Here is a 22160-nt window from a genome sequence, read left to right as displayed (position 1 = left end):
GCCGGCAAAACGCTGCCGGCCGCGCTTGTGCAACGGGCCTTCGGCGCCTCACTTGGCCTTGGGGGCCTCAACCTTCGGCGCGTCGGCCTTCGGAGCCTCGGCCTTGGGCGCTTCCGCGGCGGGGACGCGGATGCAGACGTAGCGGCGGTAGCCCTCGGCCACGGCTTCCTTGTGCTTGGCATCGAGCCGGGCGGGCACGTTCTTGGCGATGGCGGCCTTGCAGGCCTCCTCGGTGGGATAGGAATTGTCGCGGTTGACCACCGCTTCCGGCTTGACGAGGGCGCTGAGGACGAGGACGACGACGACCCACATGGGAGCCTCCTTGGAACGGTGGCCTGTCTTATCCCCAAATCCGATCCGGATTGCGACCGGGGCGCGGCAATTCACAGGGCGAGGGGAGGCGCGGCGGGGAAGCGCCAACGCCCAAGCCCCTACGCCCAAGCCGCAACGCCCAGGCTCCTCACGCCAAAGGCCCCCCGCGCACCTTGACGGCGCTGCGGGCGGGACTTTGCGATGCGAGGATCGATAAGGTGGGAGGCTGGACGAAGACCCGAGTCGGGCTCGTTGGGGCTGCTTCCTTCCGGACCTGACCCGGTTGGCGAGTGGCTCGTCCACCGCCAACCTCCCGAGGGCTATATGGCAGGGGCGGGGGAGGGATGCAAGGGGGCGCCAAAGCCGCGTGTCTACCTCAAAAGTCGTCATGCTCCGGCTTGACCGGAGCATCCATGGGACCGCTGGCGAAGCGGCCGGCTCAAGGTGCAATGTAGCCGCCACCGCAGCGGAGCTTGAGCATGGAGCGGCGCTACTTCGTCTATCTCCTCGCCAGCAAGCCCCGCGGGACGCTCTATGTGGGCGTGACCAATGACCTGACGCGCCGCGTGTTCGAGCACCGGCTTGAAACCGGACCTGGCTTCACCAGCCGCTACCATATCCAGCGCCTCGTCTGGTTCGAGACACACGAGACGGCGATGGCCGCCATTCAGCGCGAGAAGCGGCTGAAGGCATGGCTGCGGCAATGGAAGATCGATCTGGTGGAGAAGCACAATCCCGAATGGCGGGACCTGTTCGACGAGATCGCGCTTGGCTGAAGCATGGTCCCGCCCCGGCGCGGTGCCCGGCGGGGCGATGGACCCTCCGGTCAAGCCGGAGGGCGACGGTGGGAGGAAAGCCCCGTCATGGGAAGGTCCCCCGGCGCTCGTGCCGCGCCCTCCACCCCAAACCGCCGTCATGCTCCGGCTTGACCGGAGCATCCATGGTCGCGCCCAGCGCGGTGCGCGGTGGTGAGATGGGCCCTCCGGTCAAGCCGGAGGGCGACGGTGGGGAGAAGGCCCCGCCATGAGAATGTCCCCGGCGCTCGTGCCGCGCCCTCGACCCCAAACCGCCGTCATGCTCCGGCTTGACCGGAGCATCCATGGCCCCGCCCCGCGCGGTTCCCGGCGGGGCGATGGACCCTCCGGTCAAGCCGGAGGGCGACGGTGGGGAGAAGGCGCCGTCATGGGAGGGCCCCCGGCGCTCGTGCTGCGCCCTTCACCCCAAGCCGCCGTCATGCTCCGGCTTGACCGGAGCATCTATCGGCAGGCCGCAGGCGCTTATGTGAGGGACAGGGACGGGAGGCCGGACGAAAACCCGAGTCGGGCGCGTTGGGGCTGTTTTCACCCGGACCTGACCCGGTTGGCGAGTGGCTCGTCCACCGCAAACCTTCCAGGTGCTATCGGGTAGGGGCGGGGGAGGGATGGAAGGGGGTGCAAAAAGGGTGCTCTGAGCCAACGCAAAAAGGCATGAACGAAATCGCAGAGGCAATCCCATAAGGCCGCTCTTTGTTACAATGCATCCTCAAAGTAATTCAATTATTATTTTCCAATTAATCGATCGTAATTGGGTTTATATCTAATACTTTTGCCATACGAATAATTGATTTAGCCAGAGGCCATTCCGCGACTTTAAGTGCCGTAGCCGCGACGCCAATTTGCCCCGCAGCAGGGTCAATCGCATTTACTCCCCATAATGCGGCGCGGTAAAAACTCATCGGCGCTCCATGCGAATATGCTGAAAGATAACTATAAAGTGAGTCAAATTCTCCGTCTTTATACCCGATCAATTTTGCAGCTTTTCTCAAACCGTTTATATACAGAACCTGTCCTCCGAGCATTTTTGATTTTTTATCCTGATCAAATGACTTAAATAATTTATTATCTCGGATAATTTTCTTTACGTCATCGATGGATCCTTTAATTAGGGCTAAATTGATGGCTGCATCCAGATCTTCATCGCTGGCGTTAAATCCTTTAAATAAGCGATATCTTGCGGATGCGTCGTGTAGATGGAGTAATAATATTCTAAGGCTAATCTCGTCATCTGAAAGGTTGTCTTCCGTCAGATAATGCAGCATCATACAATGTTCGATAACCATTCTTGATAAATTAGCTGCTGAATAATGATCTACGCGCCCGACCGGGGTTTTAGGTAAAAATTGTAACATTGACTCCGATGCCATGCAAGCCGCGAATAGCAAAGATGCGCTCATGCTATACCTATCTTGCCATTCATTGTTAGAGCAGTTTTCTGAAACTATCTTGCCAAAATCGGTCGTTTTTCTCAAAATCTTATAAGAATCAACGTAATTTATTATCAGTTGATTGTAATTTTCTGGCTTGTGGGTCATTTTATCCTTCTATGTGCGAGAGTTTGCACGATTTCTCAATGGCGGATGAGCGCTTTATCGCCCTGCAAATGCCGTGCTGAAGAGCTGCCAATCTGCCATCGCTAGCTTGGCCGTTCGACACATTTCAACATCATTCATCGCTCCCCCGATAACCCCCTTTCCACCCCACCCGTCAAACCGCTCACCCCCCATCCACCCCCGCCACCCTGCCACCCCATCGAACCCCCTGAAATCCCTCACATCCCCCCTCTGGCACACCCCTTGCTGAACCTCTCCCAATCCCCCGGCCTCGACGCCGGTGGGGTGGTCAGCCAAGGGGGAGCGCCGGATGGCCCTCGAGACGTTCTATGAAGTCATGCGGCGGCAGGGCATCACCCGCCGCTCGTTCCTGAAATACTGCTCGCTCACCGCCGCGGCCCTCGGCCTCGGGCCGGAGTTCGCGCCGCAGATCGCCGAGGCCATGGAGACCAAGCCGCGCACCCCGGTGCTGTGGCTGCACGGGCTGGAATGCACCTGCTGCTCGGAAAGCTTCATCCGCTCGGCCCATCCCTTGGCCAAGGATGTGGTGCTGAGCATGATCTCGCTGGATTATGACGACACCCTCATGGCCTCCGCCGGCCATCAGGCGGAAGCGATCCTCGACGAGGTGATGGAGAAGTACAAGGGCAACTACATCCTCGCGGTGGAAGGCAACCCGCCGCTGAACGAGGATGGCATGTATTGCATCATCGGCGGCAAGCCCTTCGTGGACCAGCTGAAGAAGGTGGCCAAGGACGCCAAGGCCATCATCTCCTGGGGCTCCTGCGCTTCCTATGGCTGCGTGCAGGCGGCGCGGCCGAACCCCACCCGCGCCACCCCGGTGCATGAGGTGATCTTCGACAAGCCAATCATCAAGGTGCCGGGCTGCCCGCCCATCGCCGAGGTGATGACCGGCGTCATCACCTATATGCTCACCTTCGACCGCCTGCCCGACCTCGACCGGCAGGGGCGGCCCAAGATGTTCTATTCCCAGCGCATCCACGACAAGTGCTACCGCCGTCCCCACTTCGACGCCGGCCAGTATGTGGAGAGCTTCGACGACGAGGGCGCGCGCAAGGGCTATTGCCTCTACAAGGTGGGCTGCAAGGGTCCCACCACCTACAACGCCTGCTCCACCGTGCGCTGGAACGACGGCGTGTCCTTCCCCATCCAGGCCGGCCACGGCTGCATCGGCTGCTCGGAAGACGGCTTCTGGGACAAGGGCTCCTGGTACGCGCGCCTCTCCGACCTGAAGAACGCCGGCTTCGGCATTGAATCCAACGCCGACCAGGTGGGTCTCATCGCCGCCGGCGCGGTGGGCGCAGGGGTCGCGGTGCATGCGGCGGTGAGCGCGCTCAAGCGCGCCCAGCACAAGAATACGGACAACGGCGCTGACACGGGCGCGACGGGAGGCGAGAAGTGACCATCCAGACGCCGAATGGCTTTTCCCTCGACACCTCCGGCAAGCGCATCGTGGTCGATCCGGTCACCCGCATCGAAGGCCACATGCGCTGCGAGGTGAATGTCGATTCCAACAACATCATCCGCAACGCGGTCTCCACCGGCACCATGTGGCGCGGGCTGGAAGTGATCCTGAAGGGCCGCGACCCGCGCGACGCCTGGGCCTTCGTGGAGCGCATCTGCGGCGTGTGCACCGGTTGCCACGCGCTGACCTCCGTGCGCGCGGTGGAAGATGCGCTGCAGATCAAGATCCCCAACAATGCCTTCCTGATCCGCGAGATCATGGCCAAGGTGCTGCAGTGGCATGACCATGTGGTCCATTTCTACCACCTGCATGCGCTGGACTGGGTGAACCCGGTCAACGCGCTCAAGGCGGACCCGAAGGCGACGAGCGTCCTGCAGCAGTCCATCTCGGCGCATTCCAAGTCCTCGCCGGGCTATTTCCGCGACGTGCAGAACCGGCTGAAGAAGTTCGTGGAGAGCGGACAGCTCGGCATCTTCAAGAACGGCTATTGGGACAATCCGGCCTATCTCCTGCCTCCCGAGGCGGACCTGCTGGCGGTGACCCATTATCTGGAAGCCCTCGACTTCCAGAAGGAGATCGTGAAGGTCCACACCATCTTCGGCGGCAAGAACCCGCATCCGAACTACCTGGTTGGCGGCGTGCCCTGCGCCATCAACATGGACGGCGACCTGGCCGCCGGCGCCCCACTCAACATGGAGCGGCTGAACTTCGTGAAGCTGAAGCTTCAGGAAGCCTTCGAGTTCTCCCAGAACGTCTATGTGCCGGACGTGATCGCCATCGCCAGCTTCTACAAGGGCTGGCTCTATGGCGGCGGCCTCTCCGGCCAGAACGTGATGGATTACGGCGACTACGAAGCCATCCAGGGCCAGAAGAAGACCGACCGCCTGCCGGGCGGCGTCATCCTCAACGGCAACTGGAACGAGGTGCACCCCATCGATCCGCGCAATCCGGACGAGGTGCAGGAATTCGTGGCGCACTCCTGGTACACCTACGGCGACGCGAACAAGGACAAGGGCCTGCATCCGTGGGACGGCATCACCGATCCCCAGTATGTGCTCGGCCCCAACGCCAAGGGCACCCGCACCAATATCGAGGCAGTGGACGAGAACGCGAAGTATTCGTGGATCAAGGCGCCGCGCTGGAAGGGCAATGCGGTGGAGGTGGGTCCGCTCGCCCGCTACATCCTCGCCTATGCTCAGGGCGTCGACTATGTGAAGGGGCAGGTGGACGAGGCTCTGGGCCAGTTCAACACCCTGGCCGGCACCCAGCTGACCGCAAAGCAGGCGCTGCCCTCCACCATCGGGCGCACCCTCGCCCGCGCGCTGGAGGCCCACTACTGCGCCAAGATGTTCCTGGATGATTTCGACCACCTCATCGCCAACATCAAGGCCGGCGACACCTCCACCGCCAACATGGAGAAGTGGGACCCCTCGACCTGGCCGAAGGAAGCCAAGGGCGTGGGCACGGTGGCAGCCCCGCGCGGCGGGCTCGGCCACTGGATCAAGATCAAGGACGGGCGGATCGAGAACTACCAGTGCGTGGTGCCCACCACCTGGAACGGCGGGCCGCGTGATCCCAAGGGCAATATCGGCGCGTTCGAGGCCTCCCTCATGAACACGCCCATGCAGCGCCCCGAGGAGCCGGTGGAGATCCTGCGCACCCTGCACTCGTTCGACCCGTGCCTGGCCTGCTCCACCCATGTCATGTCCGAAGGCGGCGAGGAACTCGCCCGCGTCACCGTCCGCTGAGGGAGGGATGCCATGAGCGAGACCTCACTGTCCGGCGCCGCGCCTCCGGCGGCCCCTGTTTCCCCGGTTGCCAAGGCGGCGGCCGGTGGAAAGAAGCTGACAACCGTCTATGTGTACGAGGCGCCGGTGCGCCTCTGGCACTGGGTGAATGCGCTTTCCATCGTGGTGCTGTGCATCACCGGCTACTTCATCGGTTCGCCGTTCCCGACCCTGTCGGGCGAGGCGAGTTCCCACTACCTCATGGGCACCATCCGCTTCGTGCACTTCTCGGCGGGCTATATCCTCGCCGTGGGCTTCCTCGGGCGGATCATCTGGGCCTTCTTCGGCAACAAGTATTCCCGCGAGCTGTTCACCTTCCCGTTCTGGCGCAAGAGCTTCTGGCGGGGCTTCTTCGTCGAGATCAAGTGGTATGCGTTCCTCAAGCCGCGTCCGCTGAAGTTCGTGGGGCACAATCCGCTGGCCCAGGTCTTCATGTTTTTCGTGATGGTGCTGGGCCTGACCTTCATGATCGTCACCGGCTTTGCCCTCTATTCGGAGGGGGCCGGGGCAGGCTCATGGCAGGACCGGCTGTTCGGCTGGGTGCTGCCGCTGCTGGGCGGCTCCATGCAGGTGCACACGCTGCATCATCTGGGCATGTGGATGATCATCCTGTTCGTGATCATCCACGTCTATTCGGTGATCCGGGAAGACATCATGTCCCGCCAGACCATGGTCTCGGCCATCACCAACGGCCACCGCACCTTCCGGGACGACGACCCGGAGTGAGCGGCGGAAGCAGCTTGGAAGGAAAGGGCGCGGCTTCGGCCGCGCCCTTTTCGTTTGGCGAGCCGTCGCGCGTTTGGGTCGGCGGAAAGGCCTGCGCCCGCGCCCGCGATGTCGCATGGTCCCGCTCGGTCAGGCCACCGCGTTGGTCCGGAGTGGCGTGAAATTGCATCCCGCCATGCGGAAAGTGGAAATCAGAATTCCAATTTATGGATAAAAATGACATTATTGTTCCACTTGTCATGCTCCAGCCACGTATGAGGTATGCAGCCGCCACGATCCGAATCAACGCTTTGTCCGGAATTGCGAACGGCTGGCATGCTCCTTGAATTGGAGGAACTCGAAAATCAGGCGGCGGTAGACCGCCGTGGGAGGCTAGCCAGGAGGGATGCGTCGCATGGACGACGATCGGCAAGTTGCGCGCATTCTGGTGCTCGGCATCGGCAACATCCTGTGGGCTGACGAGGGCTTCGGCGTCCGCGTGCTGGAAGCGCTGGACGCTTCCCATGTCTTTCCCGACACCGTCACCCTGCTCGATGGCGGCACCCAGGGCCTCTATCTGCTCCCATATCTGGAAGAGGCGGACGGCGTCGTCATCGTGGATGCGGTGGATTACGGCCTCGTTCCGGGCACGCTCCATATCCTCGCCGATGGTGAGGTGCCCGCCGTGCTCGCCGCCCGCAAGGTGAGCCTGCACCAGACCGGCTTCCAGGAAATCCTCGGCCTGCTCGCTTTGCGCGGCAAGACGCCCGCGCGCATCGTGCTGGTGGGCGTGCAGCCCGAGCTGCTGGACGATTACGGCGGCGGCCTCACCGCCACCATCGCTGCGCAGGTGGAGCCGGCGGCGCGCAAGGTGCTCGACATCCTGAAGGACGAGTTCGGCGTGATGCCCGCGCCGCGTGCGGGAGAGGGCAGCCTCGTCACCGCCGCCGTCGGCCGGCAGTCCTATGAAAGCGAGCGCCCGAGCGCGGAGGCGGCATGCCGCATCGGCGATCCCCGCGTCCTCGCAACCTCCCGGAGCTGAACCATGTGCCTTGGCCTGCCCATGCGCATCGAGGAGGTGGAGGGCAGCTTCGCCCTGTGCCGGGCCGAGGGCGCCCGCGAGCGGGTGGACCTCGCCCTGGTGCCCGAAGCGCGCACCGGCGACCATGTGCTCGTCTTCCAGGGCACCGCCCGTCGCCTGCTGGACGCCGACGAGGCGCGCCTCATCACCGAGGCGCTCGCCGGCGTCGCCGCCATCATGGCGGGGGAGGCGGATGCCGCAGTCATCGACCGCGCCTTCGCCGACCTCGCTGACCGCGAGCCCACTTTGCCGCCCCATCTCGCCGCGGCCTATGCCGCCGGCCGAAAGGAAGCCTGATGTCCGAGGCCGCGATCCCCGATCCCAACCTGCATCCCCTGGTGCGCCGGCTCGTGTCCGAGCGCGCCTGGCCCTATCTGGAAGCGCCCGAGGACACGGCGCGGCTCGATGCCCGTGACCATTTCCTGTTCCTGCCGGCCCACGGCAAGGCGCATCTGGAAAGCCCGGACATCGCCGTGGTGCTGCCCGAGCTGGTGAAGGCGCTGGGCGGCGAGGCGGTGCTCGGCGGCGCCGTGGCGGGGCCGAAGACGGAGGCCGCCTTGCGCGATGCCCTCAGCCTCGCCCTGCCGGCCATCGTGGTGGTGCGCGGCGGCCTGCCGGTGGGTGCCATCTCCCGCATGCGCGACTGGGACGAATATCTTGAGCGCCTCGGCGCGCTGCTCAAGACGCCCTCCGCCGCCACCCACTGAGGCCGAGAACCCGAGAAGGCACGCCCCGAATGTCCTCTTCCCCCTTCGCCACACAGCCCCCCGTCGGCTTTGGTCCCGGCAGCCAGTCCGGCAGCGACGAGGAGGGTCTCGCCTATCTGCCGCTGCCCTCCGGCATGCGCATCTTCGAGGCCCATCTGCCGGAAGTGGCGGACCCGGACCGCCTCGCTCCGGCACTGGGCGTGCTGGAACAGGTGATCGCGGCGCTCCGGAGCTGGGAGCCGGGGACGAGCCATGTCATCCCGCTGACCCATCTCGACCGGGACAATATCGCCCTCGTGGACGAGGCCATGGGCGAGGGCGAGGTGGCCATCAAGGTGGCGGCCTTGGGCGATGCCCGGGCCATGGAGATCCAGGAGGCGACCTTCGCCGGAGTGTGGCGCCTGCGGGGTGCCGCCGGCACCGATCGCATCGAGGTGGCGGCCTTCCCGCGCGGCGCGCTGGTGCGGGCCTTCGGCACCGGCGCGGCCATCGACCTTGAGGGGCTGGACACGCCGGCCCCCGGCATCTTCAACGCCCCGGCCCTGCTGGTGGAGATCGACCACCGCGCCCGATCCCGCCAGCCGGGAGATCTGCCCCACGTCATCAACCTGTCGCTGCTGCCCCACACGCCGGAAGACCTCGCCATGCTGGACGCGCGGCTGGGGCAGGGGGCAACCACCGTGCTCTCGCGCGGCTATGGCAATTGCCGCATCGACGCCTGCGCCACGCGGAACGTCTGGCGGGTGCGCTTCTTCAATTCGCAGGACATGCTCATCCTCGACACCATCGAGGTGACCGAGGTGCCGGAAGTGGCCTGCGCCGCCCGCGAGGACATCGCCGACAGCGCCGAACGCCTCGCCGACGTGCTGGCGGCGATCCGGTGAGCGCCATGTCCGCCACCTCCTCCCCCTCCCACGCCTTCTTCGAGGGCTCCTATCTGGGCGACAAGGCGCGCCTTGCCCCTACAGCGCGCCTGGAATGCAAGGTGTGCTGGCACGTCTACGACCCGGCCGAGGGCTGCGAGACGTGGCAGATCCCGGCCGGCACGCCGTTCACCGCGCTGCCAGAGCATTGGCGCTGCCCGGTGTGCGACGGCGCCCGCGACCAGTTCATGGTGCTGGATGGCGGCGCGCCGGATCTTTCCGCGCTCGCCCCCGCCCCGGCGGCCGTGGCGGCGGATCCCCATCTGGAAGCCCAGCTTCGGGACATGCCGGGGCGGTTCGAGGCGGTGTTCCGCGAGATCCATTCGGCCAAGATGAAGGGCGTGCCCTTCGTCAACGAGAGCCTGGGGGTGAAGGCCGTGGGCTTCCGCGCCCATGACGGCCGCGCGCTCGGCGTGCTGGTGACGCCCTGGTTCATGAACCTGGTGCTGCTGCCCAACGCGCAGGATGACTGGAGCGGCCTGAAGACCGGCGACAAGGAGCTGATCGCCTTCCCGTCCGGTTCTTATGAATTCCTCGCCGCCAACCGGCCGGAGACGGGGCCCTACAAGGCCTGTTCCCTGTTCTCGCCCATGTTCGATTTCTCCTCCATGCTGCAGGCGGTGGAAACGGCGGCGGCGGTGCTGCCGGCCCTGTTCGATGCCGCCAACCGAGAGGAGGGCACCCGCTCCGGCGAGATCCGCCGCCGCGCGGAAGAGGAGGCGGCAACGCTCGCCCAGGCCGAAGCGGCCGCGCTCGCGTCCGAGGAACCCGCCCCCCGGCCCGCCGGTCCGCCGCCTGAGATGTCCCGCCGCGCAGTGATCCTCGGCCCGCGCGCGGCACAAGGGGTGGCCCCGGAAGTCCCGCAGGACGGCATCGCATGATCCACGCTCCCGCCACGCTCCGCCGCCTCACCATCGCGCTCGACGGGCGCGCGGGGATGTGGCGCTTTGGGCGGGAGACGGGGCCTGACCCGGCGCAGGCGCTGGTCGGGCGTACGCCGGATGAGGCGGCGCGGCTCGCGCCCCTCGTCTTCAACCTGTGCGGCGCCGCCCACGGCTTCGCCGCTGCCACCGCGCTGGGCCTGCCGGCGGCGGCGGACGGGGCGGCCATGGCGCGTGAGACCGTGCGTGACCACGCCCTCGCCATGCTCCACACCTGGCCGCAGGCGCTGGGCGAGGCCCCCGACCGCGCCGCGCTGGGCCTGCTCGCCCGGCCGGGACGCCCGGAGGATTTCGCCGCCGCCCTGGTAGGGGAGGGGGCGGACCTGTCCTCCTTCTCGCGCGCCGAGCTGGATTCCTGGCTTCGCGAGGCGACGACGCCCACCGCCCGGCTGCTGGCCCGCATGCGTCGCGAGGTCGATCCCGCCGAGGGGCGGGCAGGGTTGCCAGAACTGACGGCGCAGGACGTGGCGGCGGCGCTGGATCCCGCACGGACACCGGGCGCCGAGGGACTTCGCGAAACCAGCGCCCTCGGCCGTGTCGCACACACCCCGCTCGTCTCCGCCCTCCTCGCTGGCGAGGGGCCGAGCCTGTTCGTGCGCCTGCTGGCCCGGCTGGTGGATTGCCTCGCCGCGTTGAAGCCGGCCTCCGCCGTCCCGACATACGATCTGCCCGCCGGCTTCGGCATCGCGCCCGCCGCGCGCGGGCTGCTCGGCCATGGGGTGCGGTTGGAGGCGGGGCGTGTCGCTGCCTATCGCATCCTCTCCCCCAGCGCCTGGAACCTTGCTCCCGGTGGCCTGCTGGAGCGCGTCTTCGCGGCGCTGACACACGGCCCCACGGCACGGCGGCTTGCGCCGCTTCTGGTGTCGGCCATCAATCCCTGCGTGCCGGTCACTTTGTCCTATGCGGAGGAGCCGGCCCATGCATGAGATGGCGGTGTGCGAGAGCCTGCTTTCCGCCATGGAAGAAGCGGCGAAGGCGCAGAATTTCTCCCGGGTCACCCGCGTGCGCCTCGCCATCGGCCGCTTCGCCGGCATCGAGGTGGAGGCTCTGCGCTTCGGTTTCGACGTGGTGATGCGCGGTTCCCTCGCCGAGGGGGCCGAGCTGGTGGTGCTGGAAGAGGACGGCAGCGCCTGGTGCTTCGACTGCTGCGAGACGGTGGCGCTCTCCCACCGCCTCGCCTCCTGCCCGAAATGCGGCGGGGAACGCCTCGTGCCCAATGGCGGCACGGACATGAAGATCAAGGACCTGGAGGTGTTGTGATGTGCACGGTCTGCGGCTGTAGCGGCGACGGCGCCACCATTTCCGATGCCACGGGCGGGCACGCCCATGCCCATGCCCATCCCCATGAGCACGGCCATGAGCACGATCACGTGCACGGCGAGGGCCATTCCCACGGCCATGGCGAAGCCCATGTCCATACCCATGCGGACGGCACCACCCACAGCCACGGACACGGGCACGATCATGGTGACGGGCACGCCCATCACCACCACGATCATGACCACGCCCACCCCGCCGGCGACACCCTCGACTACGGCGCCGGCCCCGCCCGCGCCCATGCGCCGGGCCTTTCCCAGGCGCGCATGGTGGAGATCGAGACCTCCATCCTCGCCAAGAACGACGATTACGCCGCCCGCAACCGCGCCCGCTTCGAGGCCGCCGGCCTGCTCGCCCTGAACCTGCTCTCCGGCCCCGGCGCGGGCAAGACCACGCTCCTGGTGGAGACGCTGAAGGCGCTGGCCGGCCGCCTGCCCACCGCCGTCATCGAGGGCGACCAGCAGACCGACAACGACGCTGCCCGCATCCGTGCAGCCGGGGCGCCGGCGGTGCAGATCAACACCGGCAAGGGCTGCCACCTGGACGCCCACATGGTGGGGCACGCGGTGGAAAAGCTGCCGCTGCCGCCCGGCGGCGTTCTGTTCATCGAGAATGTGGGCAACCTCGTGTGCCCCGCCGCCTTCGACCTCGGAGAGACGGCCCGCATCACCCTCATCTCGGTGGCGGAGGGCGACGACAAGCCGCTGAAATATCCTGACATCTTCGAGGGTGCCGACCTCGTCCTCATCACCAAGGCGGACCTTGCGCCGCATGTGGACGCCGACATGGCGCAGCTCGAGGCCAACATCCGCCGGGTGAACCCGCGGGCCGACATCCTGCGCGTCTCCGCGCGGGGCGAGGTGGGGCTCACCCGCTGGCTGGCGTGGCTGGAGAAGGCCCGCGCGGAGCGCCTCGACGCGCTCGCCGCCGCCCGCGAGCGCGAGGCGCAGGCCCTGCGCGCGGCCATGGTGGCGGGAGGCGCGCGGTGAACCGCCGCCCCGCCATCCTCGTGGTGGACGACGAGCCGCGCTCGGTGGAAGTCATTGCCCGCGTGCTCGACGAGGAGTTCGACGTCTTTACCGCGCTCAACGCGGACGAGGCCCGGCGCATCCTCGAGAACGAGTGGATCCAGGTGATCTTCTGCGACCAGCGCATGCCGCACACCTCCGGCGTCGCGCTGCTCACCGAGGTTCGCGAGCGCTGGCCGGACATCCTGCGCATCATCGTCACCGGCTATACCGAGCCGCAGGACATGATCGGCGCCATCAACGAGGCCGGCATCTACCAGTTCATCCCCAAGCCGTGGCACCCGGACCAATTGCTGCTGGCCGCGCGCAACGCCGCCCACCTCTTCCAGCTCCAGCGCGACCATGAGCGGCTGAACCTGGAAATGAAGCTCACCGCCGTCACCGCCGAGGCGCGGCTCGGCGCCCAGCAGGCGCGGGTGAAGCAGAATTTCCATTTCGACACCCTCATCCGCGCCCCTGGCAGCGCGCTGAGTGCGGTGTGCCTGCGGGCGGCGCAGGTGGCGACTTTCGACGTGCCGGTGCTCGTCCATGGCGAGACCGGCACCGGCAAGGAGCTGCTCGCCCGCGCCATCCATTATTCGAGCCTTCGCTCCGACCGGCCGTTCTTCGCCGTCAATTGCGGGGCGATCCCCGACGAGCTTCTGGAATCGGAGCTGTTCGGCCACAAGAAAGGGTCGTTCACTGGCGCCCACGTCACCCGCATCGGCCTGCTCGACCAGGCGGACGGCGGCACCATCTTCCTCGACGAGATCGGCGATGTGTCCCCCGCCTTCCAGGTGAAGCTGCTGCGCTTCCTGCAGGAGGGCGAGATCCGCCCGGTGGGCTCCAACGAATCCAAGCGCGTCAACGTGCGGGTGCTCGCCGCCACCCATCGTGACCTCTATGGCGAGGTAGGGCGAGGCCGCTTCCGCGAGGACCTCTATTACCGCCTGTGCGCCATGGTGCTGACCCTGCCGGCCCTGCGCGAGCGGCGCCCCGACATCCCGGTGCTGGCCCAGAGCATCCTCGATGCGCTGTCCGCCCACCACGGCAAGCGCGTCAAGGGCTTCACCGAGGAAGCGCTCGCCTGCATGCAGGCCTATGACTGGCCCGGAAACGTGCGCGAGCTGCAGAACGAGATCACGCGCATGCTGGTGCTGGCCGAGCGCGACACGCTCTCCGCCGACCTGCTGTCGCCCCATGTGGTGCGCGCCGCCGCCGCCGAGACACGGGCGGTGGAGACCCGCGCATCCGAGGCGGGGGCGTCTCAGGCCATCTCCCTGCCCGACGGCGGGCCGCTGAAGGAGCGGGTGGAGCGCATGGAAGCCACCATCCTCACCGAGACGCTGGTGCGCTGCCGCTGGAACAAGAGCCGCGCGGCGGAGGAGCTTGGCCTCTCCCGCGTGGGACTTCGGGCGAAACTCGACCGCTACGGGATCTCCCGCGGCGGGGCCTTTTCCAAGTCGCATTGAGGGGGTCGGGATGACCGCCTTTTATCGGCAAATGCTGTCAAGCCCGGCCATGACGGTTGCGAAAGCGGCGTTGTTCCACCGAATTTTGACCCTTTAGGAGCCCTCCCATGTGCCTCGGCATTCCCGGTCAGATCGTCGCCGTCGCCGATGAGGACGCCATGCTGTGCGTCGTGGATGTCTCCGGCGTCCGCCGCAGTGTGGACGTGGTGTGCGTCGCCGAGCCCGGTGCGCCGCTGTCCGACCTCGTGGGCGCGTGGGTGCTGGTGCATGTGGGCTTCGCCATGAGTCGTATCGACGAGGAGGAGGCCGCCGCCACCCTCAAGGTGCTCACCGAGATCGGCGAGGCGGCGGCGGAAATGGAAGCGCTGACAAAAGGCAGCGTCGATCTTCACCCCACCACTGCCTGAGGAGACGGCCATGCGCTACGTCGACGAATTCCGCGACCCCGCCCTCGCCTCGGCGCTGGTGAAGGAGATCGGCGCGATCTCGGCCCGGCTGGAACGCGGCCGCGACCGGCCGTTCGCCATCATGGAGGTGTGCGGCGGGCATACCCACGCCATCTTCCGCTATGGGCTGGAAGGCCTGCTGCCGGACCTCGTGGAATTCGTGCATGGGCCGGGCTGCCCGGTGTGCGTGCTGCCCATGGGCCGGGTGGACGATTGCGTCGCCATCGCCGAGCGGGAAGAGGTGATCTTCGCCACCTTCGGCGACGCCATGCGCGTGCCGGGTTCGAAGAAGAGCCTGCTCCAGGCCAAGGCGGACGGGGCGGACGTGCGCATGGTCTATTCGCCCCTTGATGCGCTCACTTTGGCCAAGCGCAATCCCGAGCGGCAGGTGGTGTTCTTCGGCCTCGGCTTCGAGACCACCATGCCCTCCACCGCGCTCACCGTGTTGCGGGCGGCGCGGGAGCGGGTTCAGAACTTCTCCCTGTTCTGCAACCACATCACCATCATCCCCACGCTCCGGGCGCTGCTGGAGCAGCCGGACCTCGGCATCGACGGCTTCATCGGGCCGGGGCATGTCTCCATGGTCATCGGAACGTCGCCTTACCGCTTCATCGCCGAGGAGTTCCACAAGCCCCTCGTGGTGGCGGGCTTCGAGCCCATCGACCTGTTGCAATCCCTGCTGATGGTGCTGCGCCAGATCGAGGCCGGGACGGCGCGGATCGAGAACCAGTATGCCCGCGTGGTGCCGGAGCATGGCAATCCGCAGGCGCTGAAGGCGGTGGAAGAGGTCTACGAGCCGCGCGAGACCTTCGAGTGGCGCGGGCTCGGCTCCATCGCCGGCTCCGGGGTGCGGCTCAGGGCGCCCTATGCGGCGTTCGATGCGGAGAAGCGCTTCAGCGTGCCGGACGTGAAGGTGGCTGACCCCTCATCCTGCCGCTGCGGCGAGGTGCTGACCGGCGCGGTGAAGCCGTGGGCCTGCCCGGAGTTCGGCGCCGGCTGCACCCCCGAGACGCCGTTGGGGGCGCTCATGGTGTCGTCCGAAGGCTCTTGCGCCGCCTATTACCAATATGGTGGCGTGCGGGGAGAAGCCGCATGAACATCCCCGTCCTCCCCCCCACCCGGCGCCGGCCGCTGAGCCACAAGACCGTGACGCTCGCCCATGGCGGCGGCGGCAGCGCCATGCGCGACCTCATCGACGACGTGTTCCTCGCCACCTTCTCCGGCGACGGCCGCGCCGCGCCCGAGGATCAGGCCCGCTTCGACCTCGCCGCGCTGATGGCCCATGGCGACCGCCTCGCCTTCACCACCGACGGCTTCGTGGTGGACCCGCTGTTCTTTCCCGGCGGGGACATCGGCAAGCTCGCGGTCTGCGGCACCGTGAATGACCTTGCGGTGGGCGGCGCGACGCCGATGGCGCTGTCCTGCGCCGTCATCATCGAGGAGGGCCTGCCGGTGGAGACCCTGCGGCAGGTGGCGGCCTCCATGGCTGAAACCGCGCGGGCGGCGGGCGTTGCCATCGCCACCGGCGACACCAAGGTGGTGGCGCGCGGGGCGTGCGACAAGCTCTTCATCACCACCACCGGCATCGGCGTGGTGCGCCGTGGGCTCGACGTGGGCATCGCCAGGGCGCGGCCCGGCGACGTGCTGCTGGTGAACGGCCTTCTGGGCGACCATGGCGCCGCCATCCTGAATGCGCGCGGCGACCTTGCCCTTGAGACCGCCATCGAGAGCGACTGCGCGCCCCTGAACGGCCTCATCGACACACTGATCGCGGCCGCCCCCGGCATCCGCATGATGCGCGATGCCACCCGCGGCGGCGTGGCGGCTGTGGTGAACGAACTGGCCGAGGCCAGCGCCGTGGGGGTGCGGCTGAAGGAGCTCAGCCTGCCCATGCGGGCCGAGGTGATGGGCTTCTGCGAGATCCTCGGCCTCGACCCGCTCTATCTTGCCAACGAGGGCAAGATCCTCGCCGTGGTGCCGCCCGAGGAGGCCGACGCCGCGCTTGCGGCGCTGCGCGGCCATCCGCTGGGACGGGAGGCGGCCATCATCGGCGAGGTCACGGCCCAGCGGCCCGGACGGGTGGTCATGCAAACGCGCTTCGGGGGAGAGCGCATCGTCGATATGCTGGTCGGCGATCAATTGCCCCGCATCTGCTGAAACCTTCATTTGGGGAGAAGACTATGCGTTACACAGCCCGCACGGCCCTTGCCGTTGCAGCCTTTTCGGTCCTGCCGCAGCTGGCCTTCGCCCATACGGGCGTGGGTGCCGTGCACGGCTTCGATGCCGGCTTCGCCCATCCCATGGGTGGCCTTGACCACCTGCTCGCCATGGTGACCGTGGGTGTCTTCGCCTTCCAGCTGGGTGGGCGCGCCCTGTGGGCGGTGCCGCTGAGCTTCGTCGCCCTCATGGCGGTGGGCGGCGCCCTGGGCGTCGGCGGCATTGATCTGCCCTTCGTGGAGCTGGGCATCGCCCTGTCGGTGGTGGTGCTGGGCGCGGTGGTGGCCCTTGGCCTCAAGGCGCCGCTGGCTCTGGCCATGGGCCTTGCAGGCTTCTTCGCGCTCTTCCACGGCCACGCCCATGGCACCGAGATGCCGATGGATGCCTCCGGCCTCACCTATGGCCTCGGCTTCATCAGCGCCACCGCGCTGCTGCATGTGGCCGGCCTCGGCCTCGGCATGGCCATCGGCCGCTTCGGCGAGACCCATGGCACACGCTATGTGCGCGGCGCCGGCGCGGCGGTGGCGCTGGCCGGCCTCGGGCTGGTCACCGGCATTCTGTGAGGTTTGCCGGGCTTGTCGTCCGGAGCGTCTTCGGGCGAAGCGGATGCCGGTTTGCGTGCGGAAAACGCGTCGACACCCTAGTCTGGGGCGGTGGCCGTGAGCCAAGTCCAGCGGACGGCGCTCTGACATAAGGCTGGACCCCGCACCGATCGATTGCAGCGCAATCCGATCGGTGCGGGGTCCGGACCATTTACGTAATCTCATCGTGTATTTGGTCGCATTTTCCATGCAAACCGGTGCCTGCTTCGCCTGAAAGGCGTCGGGCCTGGCCGTAGCGTCCGCAGGAAATGCGGACGATCTTTGAAACGGCCCTCAGGTCTCGTCGGCGCGGGTGCGGATCCACTCCACGATGCCGGAGAAATCCTTGCCTTCGTTCCCCTCCGCCGCGAAGGCGGTGTAGAGGGCGGTGGCCGCCGCGCCCAGCGCCGTGGCAGCGCCGGAGGTCTCGGCGGCGTCCTGCGACAGCTTCAGGTCCTTCAGCATCAGCGCCGCCGCGAAGCCCGGCACATAGTTGCGGTTGGCGGGGCTGGTGGGCACCGGGCCGGGCACCGGGCAGTAGGTGGTGAGCGACCAGCACTGGCCCGACGAGGTGGAGGCCACGTCATAGAGCGCCTGGTGGGACAGGCCCAGCTTCTCGCCAAGCACGAAGGCTTCCGACACCGCGATCATCGAGATGCCGAGGATCATGTTGTTGCAGATCTTCGCCGCCTGACCTGAGCCCGCGCCGCCGCAATGGACGATCTTCTTGCCCATCAGCTCCAGCAGGGGCCGCGCTGCGCCGAAGGCGTCGTCGGTGCCGCCCACCATGAAGGTGAGGGTGCCCGCTTCCGCCCCGCCCACGCCGCCGGAGACGGGGGCATCCACGCTGGCATGCCCCGCCGTCTTAGCCGCCTCGTGGAAGGCGCGGGCGGAGGCCACGTCGATGGTGGAGCTGTCGATGAACAGGGTGCCGGGCCTGGCCGCCGCGAACAGGCCGTCGGAACCGCTGGTGGCGGCAACCACATGCTTGCCTGACGGCAGCATGGTGACCACCACGTCGGCTTCCGCCACGGCCGCCCTGGCACTGTCCGCCAGCCCCACGCCCCGCGCCTTCGCCCCCTCCAGCGCCGCCGGGGCGAGGTCGAAGCCGAGCACGCTGTGGCCGGCCTTCACCAGGTTGCCGGCCATGGGCCCGCCCATGTTGCCGAGGCCGATGAATGCGATGGTGGTCATGTGGTTCCTCCCCAATGCCGCAGGGGGGCTTCCCCCCTCTCCACCCCCCCAAGCGGCAGAGGGGGGCGGACCGGTTCTTCCGGCCTGAATGACTTGCCCACGGCCGGCGGCAGCGCCAGCCGGCCCGCTCAGTTCCCCTGCGCGATCAGCGCGCGGGAGATGATGAGCCGCATGATCTCGTTGGTGCCTTCCAGGATCTGGTGGACCCTGAGGTCGCGCACGATCTTCTCCACCCCGTAGTCGGCGAGATAGCCGTAGCCGCCGTGGAGCTGGAGCGCCTCGTTGGCGACATTGAACCCGGCGTCGGTGGCAAAACGCTTGGCCATGGCGCAGAGCCTGGTGGCGTCCGGCGTCTTGGCGTCCAGCGCCGCCGCCGCGCGCCACAGGAAGGTGCGCGCCACCTCCAGCTCGGTGGCCATGTCGGCGAGGCGGAATTGCAGTGCCTGGAAGGCGTCGAGCCGTTGCCCGAACGCCTTGCGCTCGCGCATGTAGGCGAGCGTTTTGTCGAGTGCCGTCTGCGCCCCGCCCAGCGAGCAGGCGCCGATGTTCAGCCGCCCGCCGTCGAGCCCGGCCATGGCGATCTTGAAGCCGTCGCCCTCAGCGCCGAGGCGGTTTTGCACCGGCACGCGCACGCCCTCGAGGATGACGGCGCGGGTGGGCTGCACGTTCCAGCCCATCTTCTTCTCGTTGGCGCCGAAGGAGAGGCCGGGGGTGCCGGCTTCGATCACCAGGGTGGAGATGCCCTTGGGGCCGTCCCCGCCGGTGCGCACCATCACCACATAAATGTCGGAGGCCCCCGCCCCGGAGATGAACTGCTTCTGCCCGTCCACGATGTAATGGTCGCCGTCGCGCACCGCCTTCGTCTTCAGGGCGGCGGCGTCCGACCCCGCGCCCGGCTCGGTGAGGCAGTAGGAGGCGATGTGCTCCATGGCGGTGAGGCGCGGCACCCATGTGGCGCGCTGGTCCTCGTCGCCGAAGCGGTCGATCATCCAGGTGGCCATGTTGTGGATGGAGAGAAAGGCCGCGGTGCCGGGGCAGCCGGTGGCGAGCGCCTCGAAGATCAGCGCGGCGTCGAGCCGCGACAGGCCGGACCCGCCCACGTCGTCCTGCACATAGATGCCGCCCATGCCCAGCGCCGCGGCGGCGCGCAGGGTGTCCACCGGGAAGTGCTTCTTTTCGTCCCACTCCACGGCGTGGGGCGCGATCTCGGCGTTCGCGAAATCCCGCGCCATCTCGCGGATGGCGATCTGGTCCTCGGTGAGCGTGAACATGTCAGGGGCGCCAGTGATCGAGTGAGAGGATTGGGGGAAGGTCCCTCTCGCCCGCAGCCTTGCGGGCGAGCCGGCGGTCGGCAGTCAGGAAAGGGCAATCCGTTTCGCGGGCGAGGCTGAGATAGATGCAATCGTAAATGGCGTGGTCGAGCCTGAACGACAGCTCGATGGCGACAGGAAGCAGCGGCTCGACCGGAAATAGCCGTTGGAAGAAGGGCGGAAGCTGCGCGCAGATGTGGATGGCATCTTCCACCGTCATGGCTCCCGCACGTTTCTTCTTCCAAAGAGCATTGGCGACTTCCGCCTGAACAAGCGTCGGCGCCAGCAGGTTTGCGCCGGATGCAAGAAGGGCACGGGCTTCGGCCCGATCTCCTTCGTCGAAGAACCATTTCAGGACGATGCTGGCATCGACCACGAAGCGGCTCATTCAAGTCCCTCACGAATTTCGTCGAGGGTCAGGGGAGGGGATGGCTTGGTCCGGGCCAGAAAATACTCCGACACCGCCACCCGCTCCTCCGGCGTGTAAGGCCGGTTTCTTTCCAGCAGGTTGCGGATTTCCTGCTCCAGCGAGATCCCGTTCCGCTTGGCCCGCTCCCGGTAGACGTTGAGGGTCTCGTCGGGAATGTTGCGGATCAGCACCTGGGCCATGGCCGCCTCCTGTTCTCATCTCGTGCTATCAAAAATGATAGCACGAGATTTCGGGTGCAAGGAGGAGGATGCACATCTTCACTCAGGCGCCGCGCGGGCTTGACCCGGCCCCTGCACGCCGGGACCGGCGCCGTCAGCCCATGGTGGGGATGACGAAGTCCGCGCCGTCCTTGATGCCCGAGGGCCAGCGGGAGGTGACGGTCTTGGTCTTGGTGTAGAAGCGCACGCCGTCCGGCCCGTGCTGGTTGAGGTCGCCGAAGCCGGAGCGCTTCCAGCCGCCGAAGGTGTGGTAGGCGAGCGGCACCGGGATCGGCACGTTGATGCCCACCATGCCCACGTTCACCTTGGAGGCGAAGTCGCGGGCCGCGTCGCCGTCGCGGGTGAAGATGGCGACGCCGTTGCCATATTCATGCTCGGTGGGAAGCCGCAGGGCTTCCTTGTAGTCGGGGGCGCGCACCACGGAGAGGACGGGTCCAAAGATCTCCTCCTTGTAGATGCGCATGTCGGCGGTCACATGGTCGAACAGGCAACCGCCCATGTAGAAGCCGTTCTCATAGCCCTGCATCTTGAAGCCGCGGCCATCCACCAGCAGCTTCGCGCCCTCCTGAAGGCCGATGTCCACGTAGTTCTTCACCCGATCCACCGCCTCACGGGTGACGAGGGGGCCGAAGTCCGCCGCGCCGTCGGTGGAGGGGCCGATCTTCAGGTTCTCGACGCGAGGCACCAGCTTTTCCAGCAGCCGCTCGGCGGCGTCCTCGCCCACCGGCACTGCCACCGAGATGGCCATGCAGCGCTCGCCGGCGGAGCCGTAGCCGGCGCCGATGAGGGCGTCCACGGCCTGGTCCATGTCGGCGTCGGGCATGATGATCATGTGGTTCTTGGCGCCGCCGAAACCCTGCACCCGCTTCCCGTTGGCCGCGCCACGGGCATAGATGTACTGGGCGATGGCGGTGGAGCCCACGAAGCCGATGGCCTGGATGTCCGGATGGTCGAGGATGCCGTCCACCGATTCCTTGTCGCCGTTCACCACGTTGAGGATGCCCGGGGGCAGGCCGGCTTCCAGCATCAGCTCGGCCAGCATCATGGGCACGCCGGGATCACGCTCCGAAGGCTTCAGGATGAAGGCGTTGCCGCAGGCGATGGCCGGGCCGAACTTCCACATGGGGATCATGGCCGGGAAGTTGAACGGGGTGATGCCCGCCACCACGCCCAGCGCCTGGCGCATGGAATAGATGTCGATGCCGGGGCCGGCGCCGTCGGAATAGTCGCCCTTCATGAGGTGGGGGATGCCCACCGCGAACTCCACCACCTCCAGCCCGCGCTGGATGTCGCCGCGGGCGTCGGGCACGGTCTTGCCGTGCTCGCGGGCGAGCAGGTCGGCGAGCTTGTCATAGTCGCGCTGCACCAGCTCCAGGAATTTCATCAGCACGCGGGCGCGGCGCTGGGGATTGGTGGCGGCCCAGGCCGGCTGGGCGGCCTTGGCGTTGGCGACCGCAGCCTTCAGTTCGTCCGCGGAGGCGAGGGCCACGTGGGCGATCACCTCGCCGGTCATCGGCTGGTAGACGTCGGCATAGCGGCCCGACGTGCCGGGCACGTGCTTGCCGCCGATGAAATGGCCGATCTCGCGCATGATGCGTTTTCCCTCGTGGTGCGTTTCCAAAAGCGGGCGCCGGCTGACCGGCACCCATTGTTGGCCG

24 protein-coding genes and 1 other RNA gene are annotated in these 22160 nt (G+C 67.1%); 17 read left to right on the top strand and 8 right to left on the bottom strand.

The window, feature by feature from the left end; translation table 11 throughout:
* Positions 1–48: 48 nt before the first annotated feature.
* Together V5F66_RS11695 and ffs are read right to left on the bottom strand one after the other, a co-directional pair.
* Positions 49–312 carry a hypothetical protein gene (locus tag V5F66_RS11695; RefSeq protein WP_394031565.1) on the bottom strand — a complete coding sequence of 88 codons (264 nt, stop codon included), beginning with the start codon at positions 310–312 and terminating at the stop codon, positions 49–51.
* Positions 313–529: 217 nt separating this feature from the next.
* Positions 530–627: signal recognition particle sRNA small type (gene ffs / locus V5F66_RS11690), an RNA gene on the bottom strand.
* Between the two features lie 164 nt (positions 628–791).
* Here ffs and V5F66_RS11685 point away from each other — a divergent pair.
* Positions 792–1088, top strand: a complete 297-nt coding sequence (locus V5F66_RS11685; RefSeq protein WP_394093911.1) for a GIY-YIG nuclease family protein — start codon at positions 792–794, stop codon at positions 1086–1088.
* Between the two features lie 773 nt (positions 1089–1861).
* Here V5F66_RS11685 and V5F66_RS11680 read toward each other — a convergent pair.
* Positions 1862–2662, bottom strand: a complete 801-nt coding sequence (locus V5F66_RS11680) for a DUF5677 domain-containing protein (RefSeq protein ID WP_394093910.1) — start codon at positions 2660–2662, stop codon at positions 1862–1864.
* A gap of 328 nt (positions 2663–2990) precedes the next feature.
* Here V5F66_RS11680 and V5F66_RS11675 point away from each other — a divergent pair, with 328 nt between their 5' ends.
* The 16 genes from V5F66_RS11675 (at position 2991) to V5F66_RS11600 (ending at position 17332) form a co-directional block, all read left to right on the top strand.
* Positions 2991–4103 carry a hydrogenase small subunit gene (locus tag V5F66_RS11675; protein WP_012114201.1) on the top strand — a complete coding sequence of 371 codons (1113 nt, stop codon included), beginning with the start codon at positions 2991–2993 and terminating at the stop codon, positions 4101–4103.
* Positions 4100–5914 carry a nickel-dependent hydrogenase large subunit gene (locus tag V5F66_RS11670; RefSeq protein ID WP_012114202.1) on the top strand — a complete coding sequence of 605 codons (1815 nt, stop codon included), beginning with the start codon at positions 4100–4102 and terminating at the stop codon, positions 5912–5914. The genes V5F66_RS11675 and V5F66_RS11670 overlap by 4 nt, the downstream gene beginning before the upstream one ends.
* Before the next feature lie 12 nt (positions 5915–5926).
* The gene (cybH, locus tag V5F66_RS11665; protein WP_012114203.1) at positions 5927–6679 is read left to right on the top strand and encodes a Ni/Fe-hydrogenase, b-type cytochrome subunit; all 753 of its coding nucleotides are present in this window, start codon (positions 5927–5929) and stop codon (positions 6677–6679) included.
* Positions 6680–7073: 394 nt separating this feature from the next.
* Positions 7074–7700: a HyaD/HybD family hydrogenase maturation endopeptidase gene (locus tag V5F66_RS11660; RefSeq protein ID WP_012114204.1), complete on the top strand. Its 627-nt coding sequence runs from the start codon at positions 7074–7076 to the stop codon at positions 7698–7700.
* 3 nt (positions 7701–7703) lie between these two features.
* A complete protein-coding gene (locus tag V5F66_RS11655; RefSeq protein WP_012114205.1) occupies positions 7704–8036 on the top strand; it encodes a HypC/HybG/HupF family hydrogenase formation chaperone in 333 nt (110 codons plus the stop codon).
* Positions 8036–8446 carry a thioredoxin domain-containing protein gene (locus tag V5F66_RS11650; protein ID WP_282641344.1) on the top strand — a complete coding sequence of 137 codons (411 nt, stop codon included), beginning with the start codon at positions 8036–8038 and terminating at the stop codon, positions 8444–8446. Before V5F66_RS11655 ends, V5F66_RS11650 begins: the two co-directional genes overlap by 1 nt.
* A 29-nt stretch (positions 8447–8475) precedes the next feature.
* On the top strand, positions 8476–9330 hold the full coding sequence (locus tag V5F66_RS11645; protein WP_012114207.1) for a hydrogenase expression/formation protein: 855 nt from the start codon (positions 8476–8478) through the stop codon (positions 9328–9330).
* A 5-nt stretch (positions 9331–9335) separates the two neighbouring features.
* A complete protein-coding gene (hybE, locus tag V5F66_RS11640) occupies positions 9336–10250 on the top strand; it encodes a [NiFe]-hydrogenase assembly chaperone HybE (protein WP_393999422.1) in 915 nt (304 codons plus the stop codon).
* Positions 10247–11236, top strand: coding sequence for a nickel-dependent hydrogenase large subunit (locus V5F66_RS11635; protein ID WP_394093909.1), 990 nt, complete (start codon positions 10247–10249; stop codon positions 11234–11236). Before hybE ends, V5F66_RS11635 begins: the two co-directional genes overlap by 4 nt.
* Positions 11229–11570, top strand: a complete 342-nt coding sequence (hypA, locus tag V5F66_RS11630) for a hydrogenase maturation nickel metallochaperone HypA (protein ID WP_012114210.1) — start codon at positions 11229–11231, stop codon at positions 11568–11570. Before V5F66_RS11635 ends, hypA begins: the two co-directional genes overlap by 8 nt.
* Positions 11570–12616 (top strand): hydrogenase nickel incorporation protein HypB, encoded by a 1047-nt coding sequence (gene hypB / locus V5F66_RS11625; RefSeq protein WP_394093908.1) that lies wholly within the window; start codon positions 11570–11572, stop codon positions 12614–12616. The genes hypA and hypB overlap by 1 nt, the downstream gene beginning before the upstream one ends.
* Complete coding sequence (locus V5F66_RS11620) at positions 12613–14106, top strand: sigma-54-dependent transcriptional regulator (RefSeq protein WP_012114212.1); 1494 nt, start codon at positions 12613–12615, stop codon at positions 14104–14106. Before hypB ends, V5F66_RS11620 begins: the two co-directional genes overlap by 4 nt.
* A gap of 107 nt (positions 14107–14213) precedes the next feature.
* On the top strand, positions 14214–14513 hold the full coding sequence (locus V5F66_RS11615) for a HypC/HybG/HupF family hydrogenase formation chaperone (protein ID WP_012114213.1): 300 nt from the start codon (positions 14214–14216) through the stop codon (positions 14511–14513).
* 10 nt (positions 14514–14523) lie between these two features.
* A complete protein-coding gene (gene hypD, locus V5F66_RS11610) occupies positions 14524–15648 on the top strand; it encodes a hydrogenase formation protein HypD (protein WP_394093907.1) in 1125 nt (374 codons plus the stop codon).
* A complete protein-coding gene (gene hypE / locus V5F66_RS11605) occupies positions 15645–16709 on the top strand; it encodes a hydrogenase expression/formation protein HypE (protein ID WP_394093906.1) in 1065 nt (354 codons plus the stop codon). Before hypD ends, hypE begins: the two co-directional genes overlap by 4 nt.
* 23 nt (positions 16710–16732) lie before the next feature.
* Positions 16733–17332, top strand: a complete 600-nt coding sequence (locus tag V5F66_RS11600; protein WP_012114216.1) for a HupE/UreJ family protein — start codon at positions 16733–16735, stop codon at positions 17330–17332.
* 312 nt (positions 17333–17644) lie between these two features.
* Here the strand turns inward: V5F66_RS11600 and mmsB are convergent, their stop codons facing one another.
* From mmsB to V5F66_RS11575, 5 genes are all read right to left on the bottom strand, one after another.
* Complete coding sequence (gene mmsB / locus V5F66_RS11595) at positions 17645–18544, bottom strand: 3-hydroxyisobutyrate dehydrogenase (RefSeq protein WP_394093905.1); 900 nt, start codon at positions 18542–18544, stop codon at positions 17645–17647.
* Positions 18545–18672: 128 nt separating this feature from the next.
* Positions 18673–19815 carry an isobutyryl-CoA dehydrogenase gene (locus V5F66_RS11590; RefSeq protein WP_394093904.1) on the bottom strand — a complete coding sequence of 381 codons (1143 nt, stop codon included), beginning with the start codon at positions 19813–19815 and terminating at the stop codon, positions 18673–18675.
* 1 nt (position 19816) lies between these two features.
* Positions 19817–20242 (bottom strand): type II toxin-antitoxin system VapC family toxin, encoded by a 426-nt coding sequence (locus tag V5F66_RS11585; RefSeq protein ID WP_394093903.1) that lies wholly within the window; start codon positions 20240–20242, stop codon positions 19817–19819.
* Entirely contained in the window at positions 20239–20463 is a 225-nt protein-coding gene (locus tag V5F66_RS11580) for a FitA-like ribbon-helix-helix domain-containing protein (RefSeq protein WP_012114220.1), read from the bottom strand. Before V5F66_RS11580 ends, V5F66_RS11585 begins: the two co-directional genes overlap by 4 nt.
* Before the next feature lie 133 nt (positions 20464–20596).
* Positions 20597–22093 carry a CoA-acylating methylmalonate-semialdehyde dehydrogenase gene (locus V5F66_RS11575; RefSeq protein WP_393999431.1) on the bottom strand — a complete coding sequence of 499 codons (1497 nt, stop codon included), beginning with the start codon at positions 22091–22093 and terminating at the stop codon, positions 20597–20599.
* Positions 22094–22160 lie beyond the last annotated feature (67 nt).

Origin of the sequence: Xanthobacter versatilis, assembly GCF_043193975.1 — a bacterium.
GTDB lineage: Bacteria > Pseudomonadota > Alphaproteobacteria > Rhizobiales > Xanthobacteraceae > Xanthobacter > Xanthobacter autotrophicus_E.
Note: the sequence above shows the minus strand (reverse complement) of the source record. Positions and strands in the feature narration are given on the sequence as shown.

Bases quoted from the DNA above. Each gene is read 5' to 3' on its own strand.
- V5F66_RS11585 (WP_394093903.1), bottom strand. From the start codon at position 20,242: ATGAGCCGCTTCGTGGTCGATGCCAGCATCGTCCTGAAATGGTTCTTC.
- hypA (WP_012114210.1), top strand. From the start codon at position 11,229: ATGCATGAGATGGCGGTGTGCGAGAGCCTGCTTTCCGCCATGGAAGAA.
- V5F66_RS11650 (WP_282641344.1), top strand. From the start codon at position 8,036: ATGTCCGAGGCCGCGATCCCCGATCCCAACCTGCATCCCCTGGTGCGC.
- V5F66_RS11660 (WP_012114204.1), top strand. From the start codon at position 7,074: ATGGACGACGATCGGCAAGTTGCGCGCATTCTGGTGCTCGGCATCGGC.
- V5F66_RS11645 (WP_012114207.1), top strand. From the start codon at position 8,476: ATGTCCTCTTCCCCCTTCGCCACACAGCCCCCCGTCGGCTTTGGTCCC.
- V5F66_RS11575 (WP_393999431.1), bottom strand. From the start codon at position 22,093: ATGCGCGAGATCGGCCATTTCATCGGCGGCAAGCACGTGCCCGGCACG.
- V5F66_RS11695 (WP_394031565.1), bottom strand. From the start codon at position 312: ATGTGGGTCGTCGTCGTCCTCGTCCTCAGCGCCCTCGTCAAGCCGGAA.
- V5F66_RS11590 (WP_394093904.1), bottom strand. From the start codon at position 19,815: ATGTTCACGCTCACCGAGGACCAGATCGCCATCCGCGAGATGGCGCGG.
- V5F66_RS11680 (WP_394093910.1), bottom strand. From the start codon at position 2,662: ATGACCCACAAGCCAGAAAATTACAATCAACTGATAATAAATTACGTT.
- hybE (WP_393999422.1), top strand. From the start codon at position 9,336: ATGTCCGCCACCTCCTCCCCCTCCCACGCCTTCTTCGAGGGCTCCTAT.
- hypD (WP_394093907.1), top strand. From the start codon at position 14,524: ATGCGCTACGTCGACGAATTCCGCGACCCCGCCCTCGCCTCGGCGCTG.
- V5F66_RS11580 (WP_012114220.1), bottom strand. From the start codon at position 20,463: ATGGCCCAGGTGCTGATCCGCAACATTCCCGACGAGACCCTCAACGTC.
- hypB (WP_394093908.1), top strand. From the start codon at position 11,570: ATGTGCACGGTCTGCGGCTGTAGCGGCGACGGCGCCACCATTTCCGAT.
- V5F66_RS11685 (WP_394093911.1), top strand. From the start codon at position 792: ATGGAGCGGCGCTACTTCGTCTATCTCCTCGCCAGCAAGCCCCGCGGG.
- hypE (WP_394093906.1), top strand. From the start codon at position 15,645: ATGAACATCCCCGTCCTCCCCCCCACCCGGCGCCGGCCGCTGAGCCAC.
- V5F66_RS11655 (WP_012114205.1), top strand. From the start codon at position 7,704: ATGTGCCTTGGCCTGCCCATGCGCATCGAGGAGGTGGAGGGCAGCTTC.
- V5F66_RS11635 (WP_394093909.1), top strand. From the start codon at position 10,247: ATGATCCACGCTCCCGCCACGCTCCGCCGCCTCACCATCGCGCTCGAC.
- V5F66_RS11675 (WP_012114201.1), top strand. From the start codon at position 2,991: ATGGCCCTCGAGACGTTCTATGAAGTCATGCGGCGGCAGGGCATCACC.
- V5F66_RS11615 (WP_012114213.1), top strand. From the start codon at position 14,214: ATGTGCCTCGGCATTCCCGGTCAGATCGTCGCCGTCGCCGATGAGGAC.
- mmsB (WP_394093905.1), bottom strand. From the start codon at position 18,544: ATGACCACCATCGCATTCATCGGCCTCGGCAACATGGGCGGGCCCATG.
- V5F66_RS11600 (WP_012114216.1), top strand. From the start codon at position 16,733: ATGCGTTACACAGCCCGCACGGCCCTTGCCGTTGCAGCCTTTTCGGTC.
- cybH (WP_012114203.1), top strand. From the start codon at position 5,927: ATGAGCGAGACCTCACTGTCCGGCGCCGCGCCTCCGGCGGCCCCTGTT.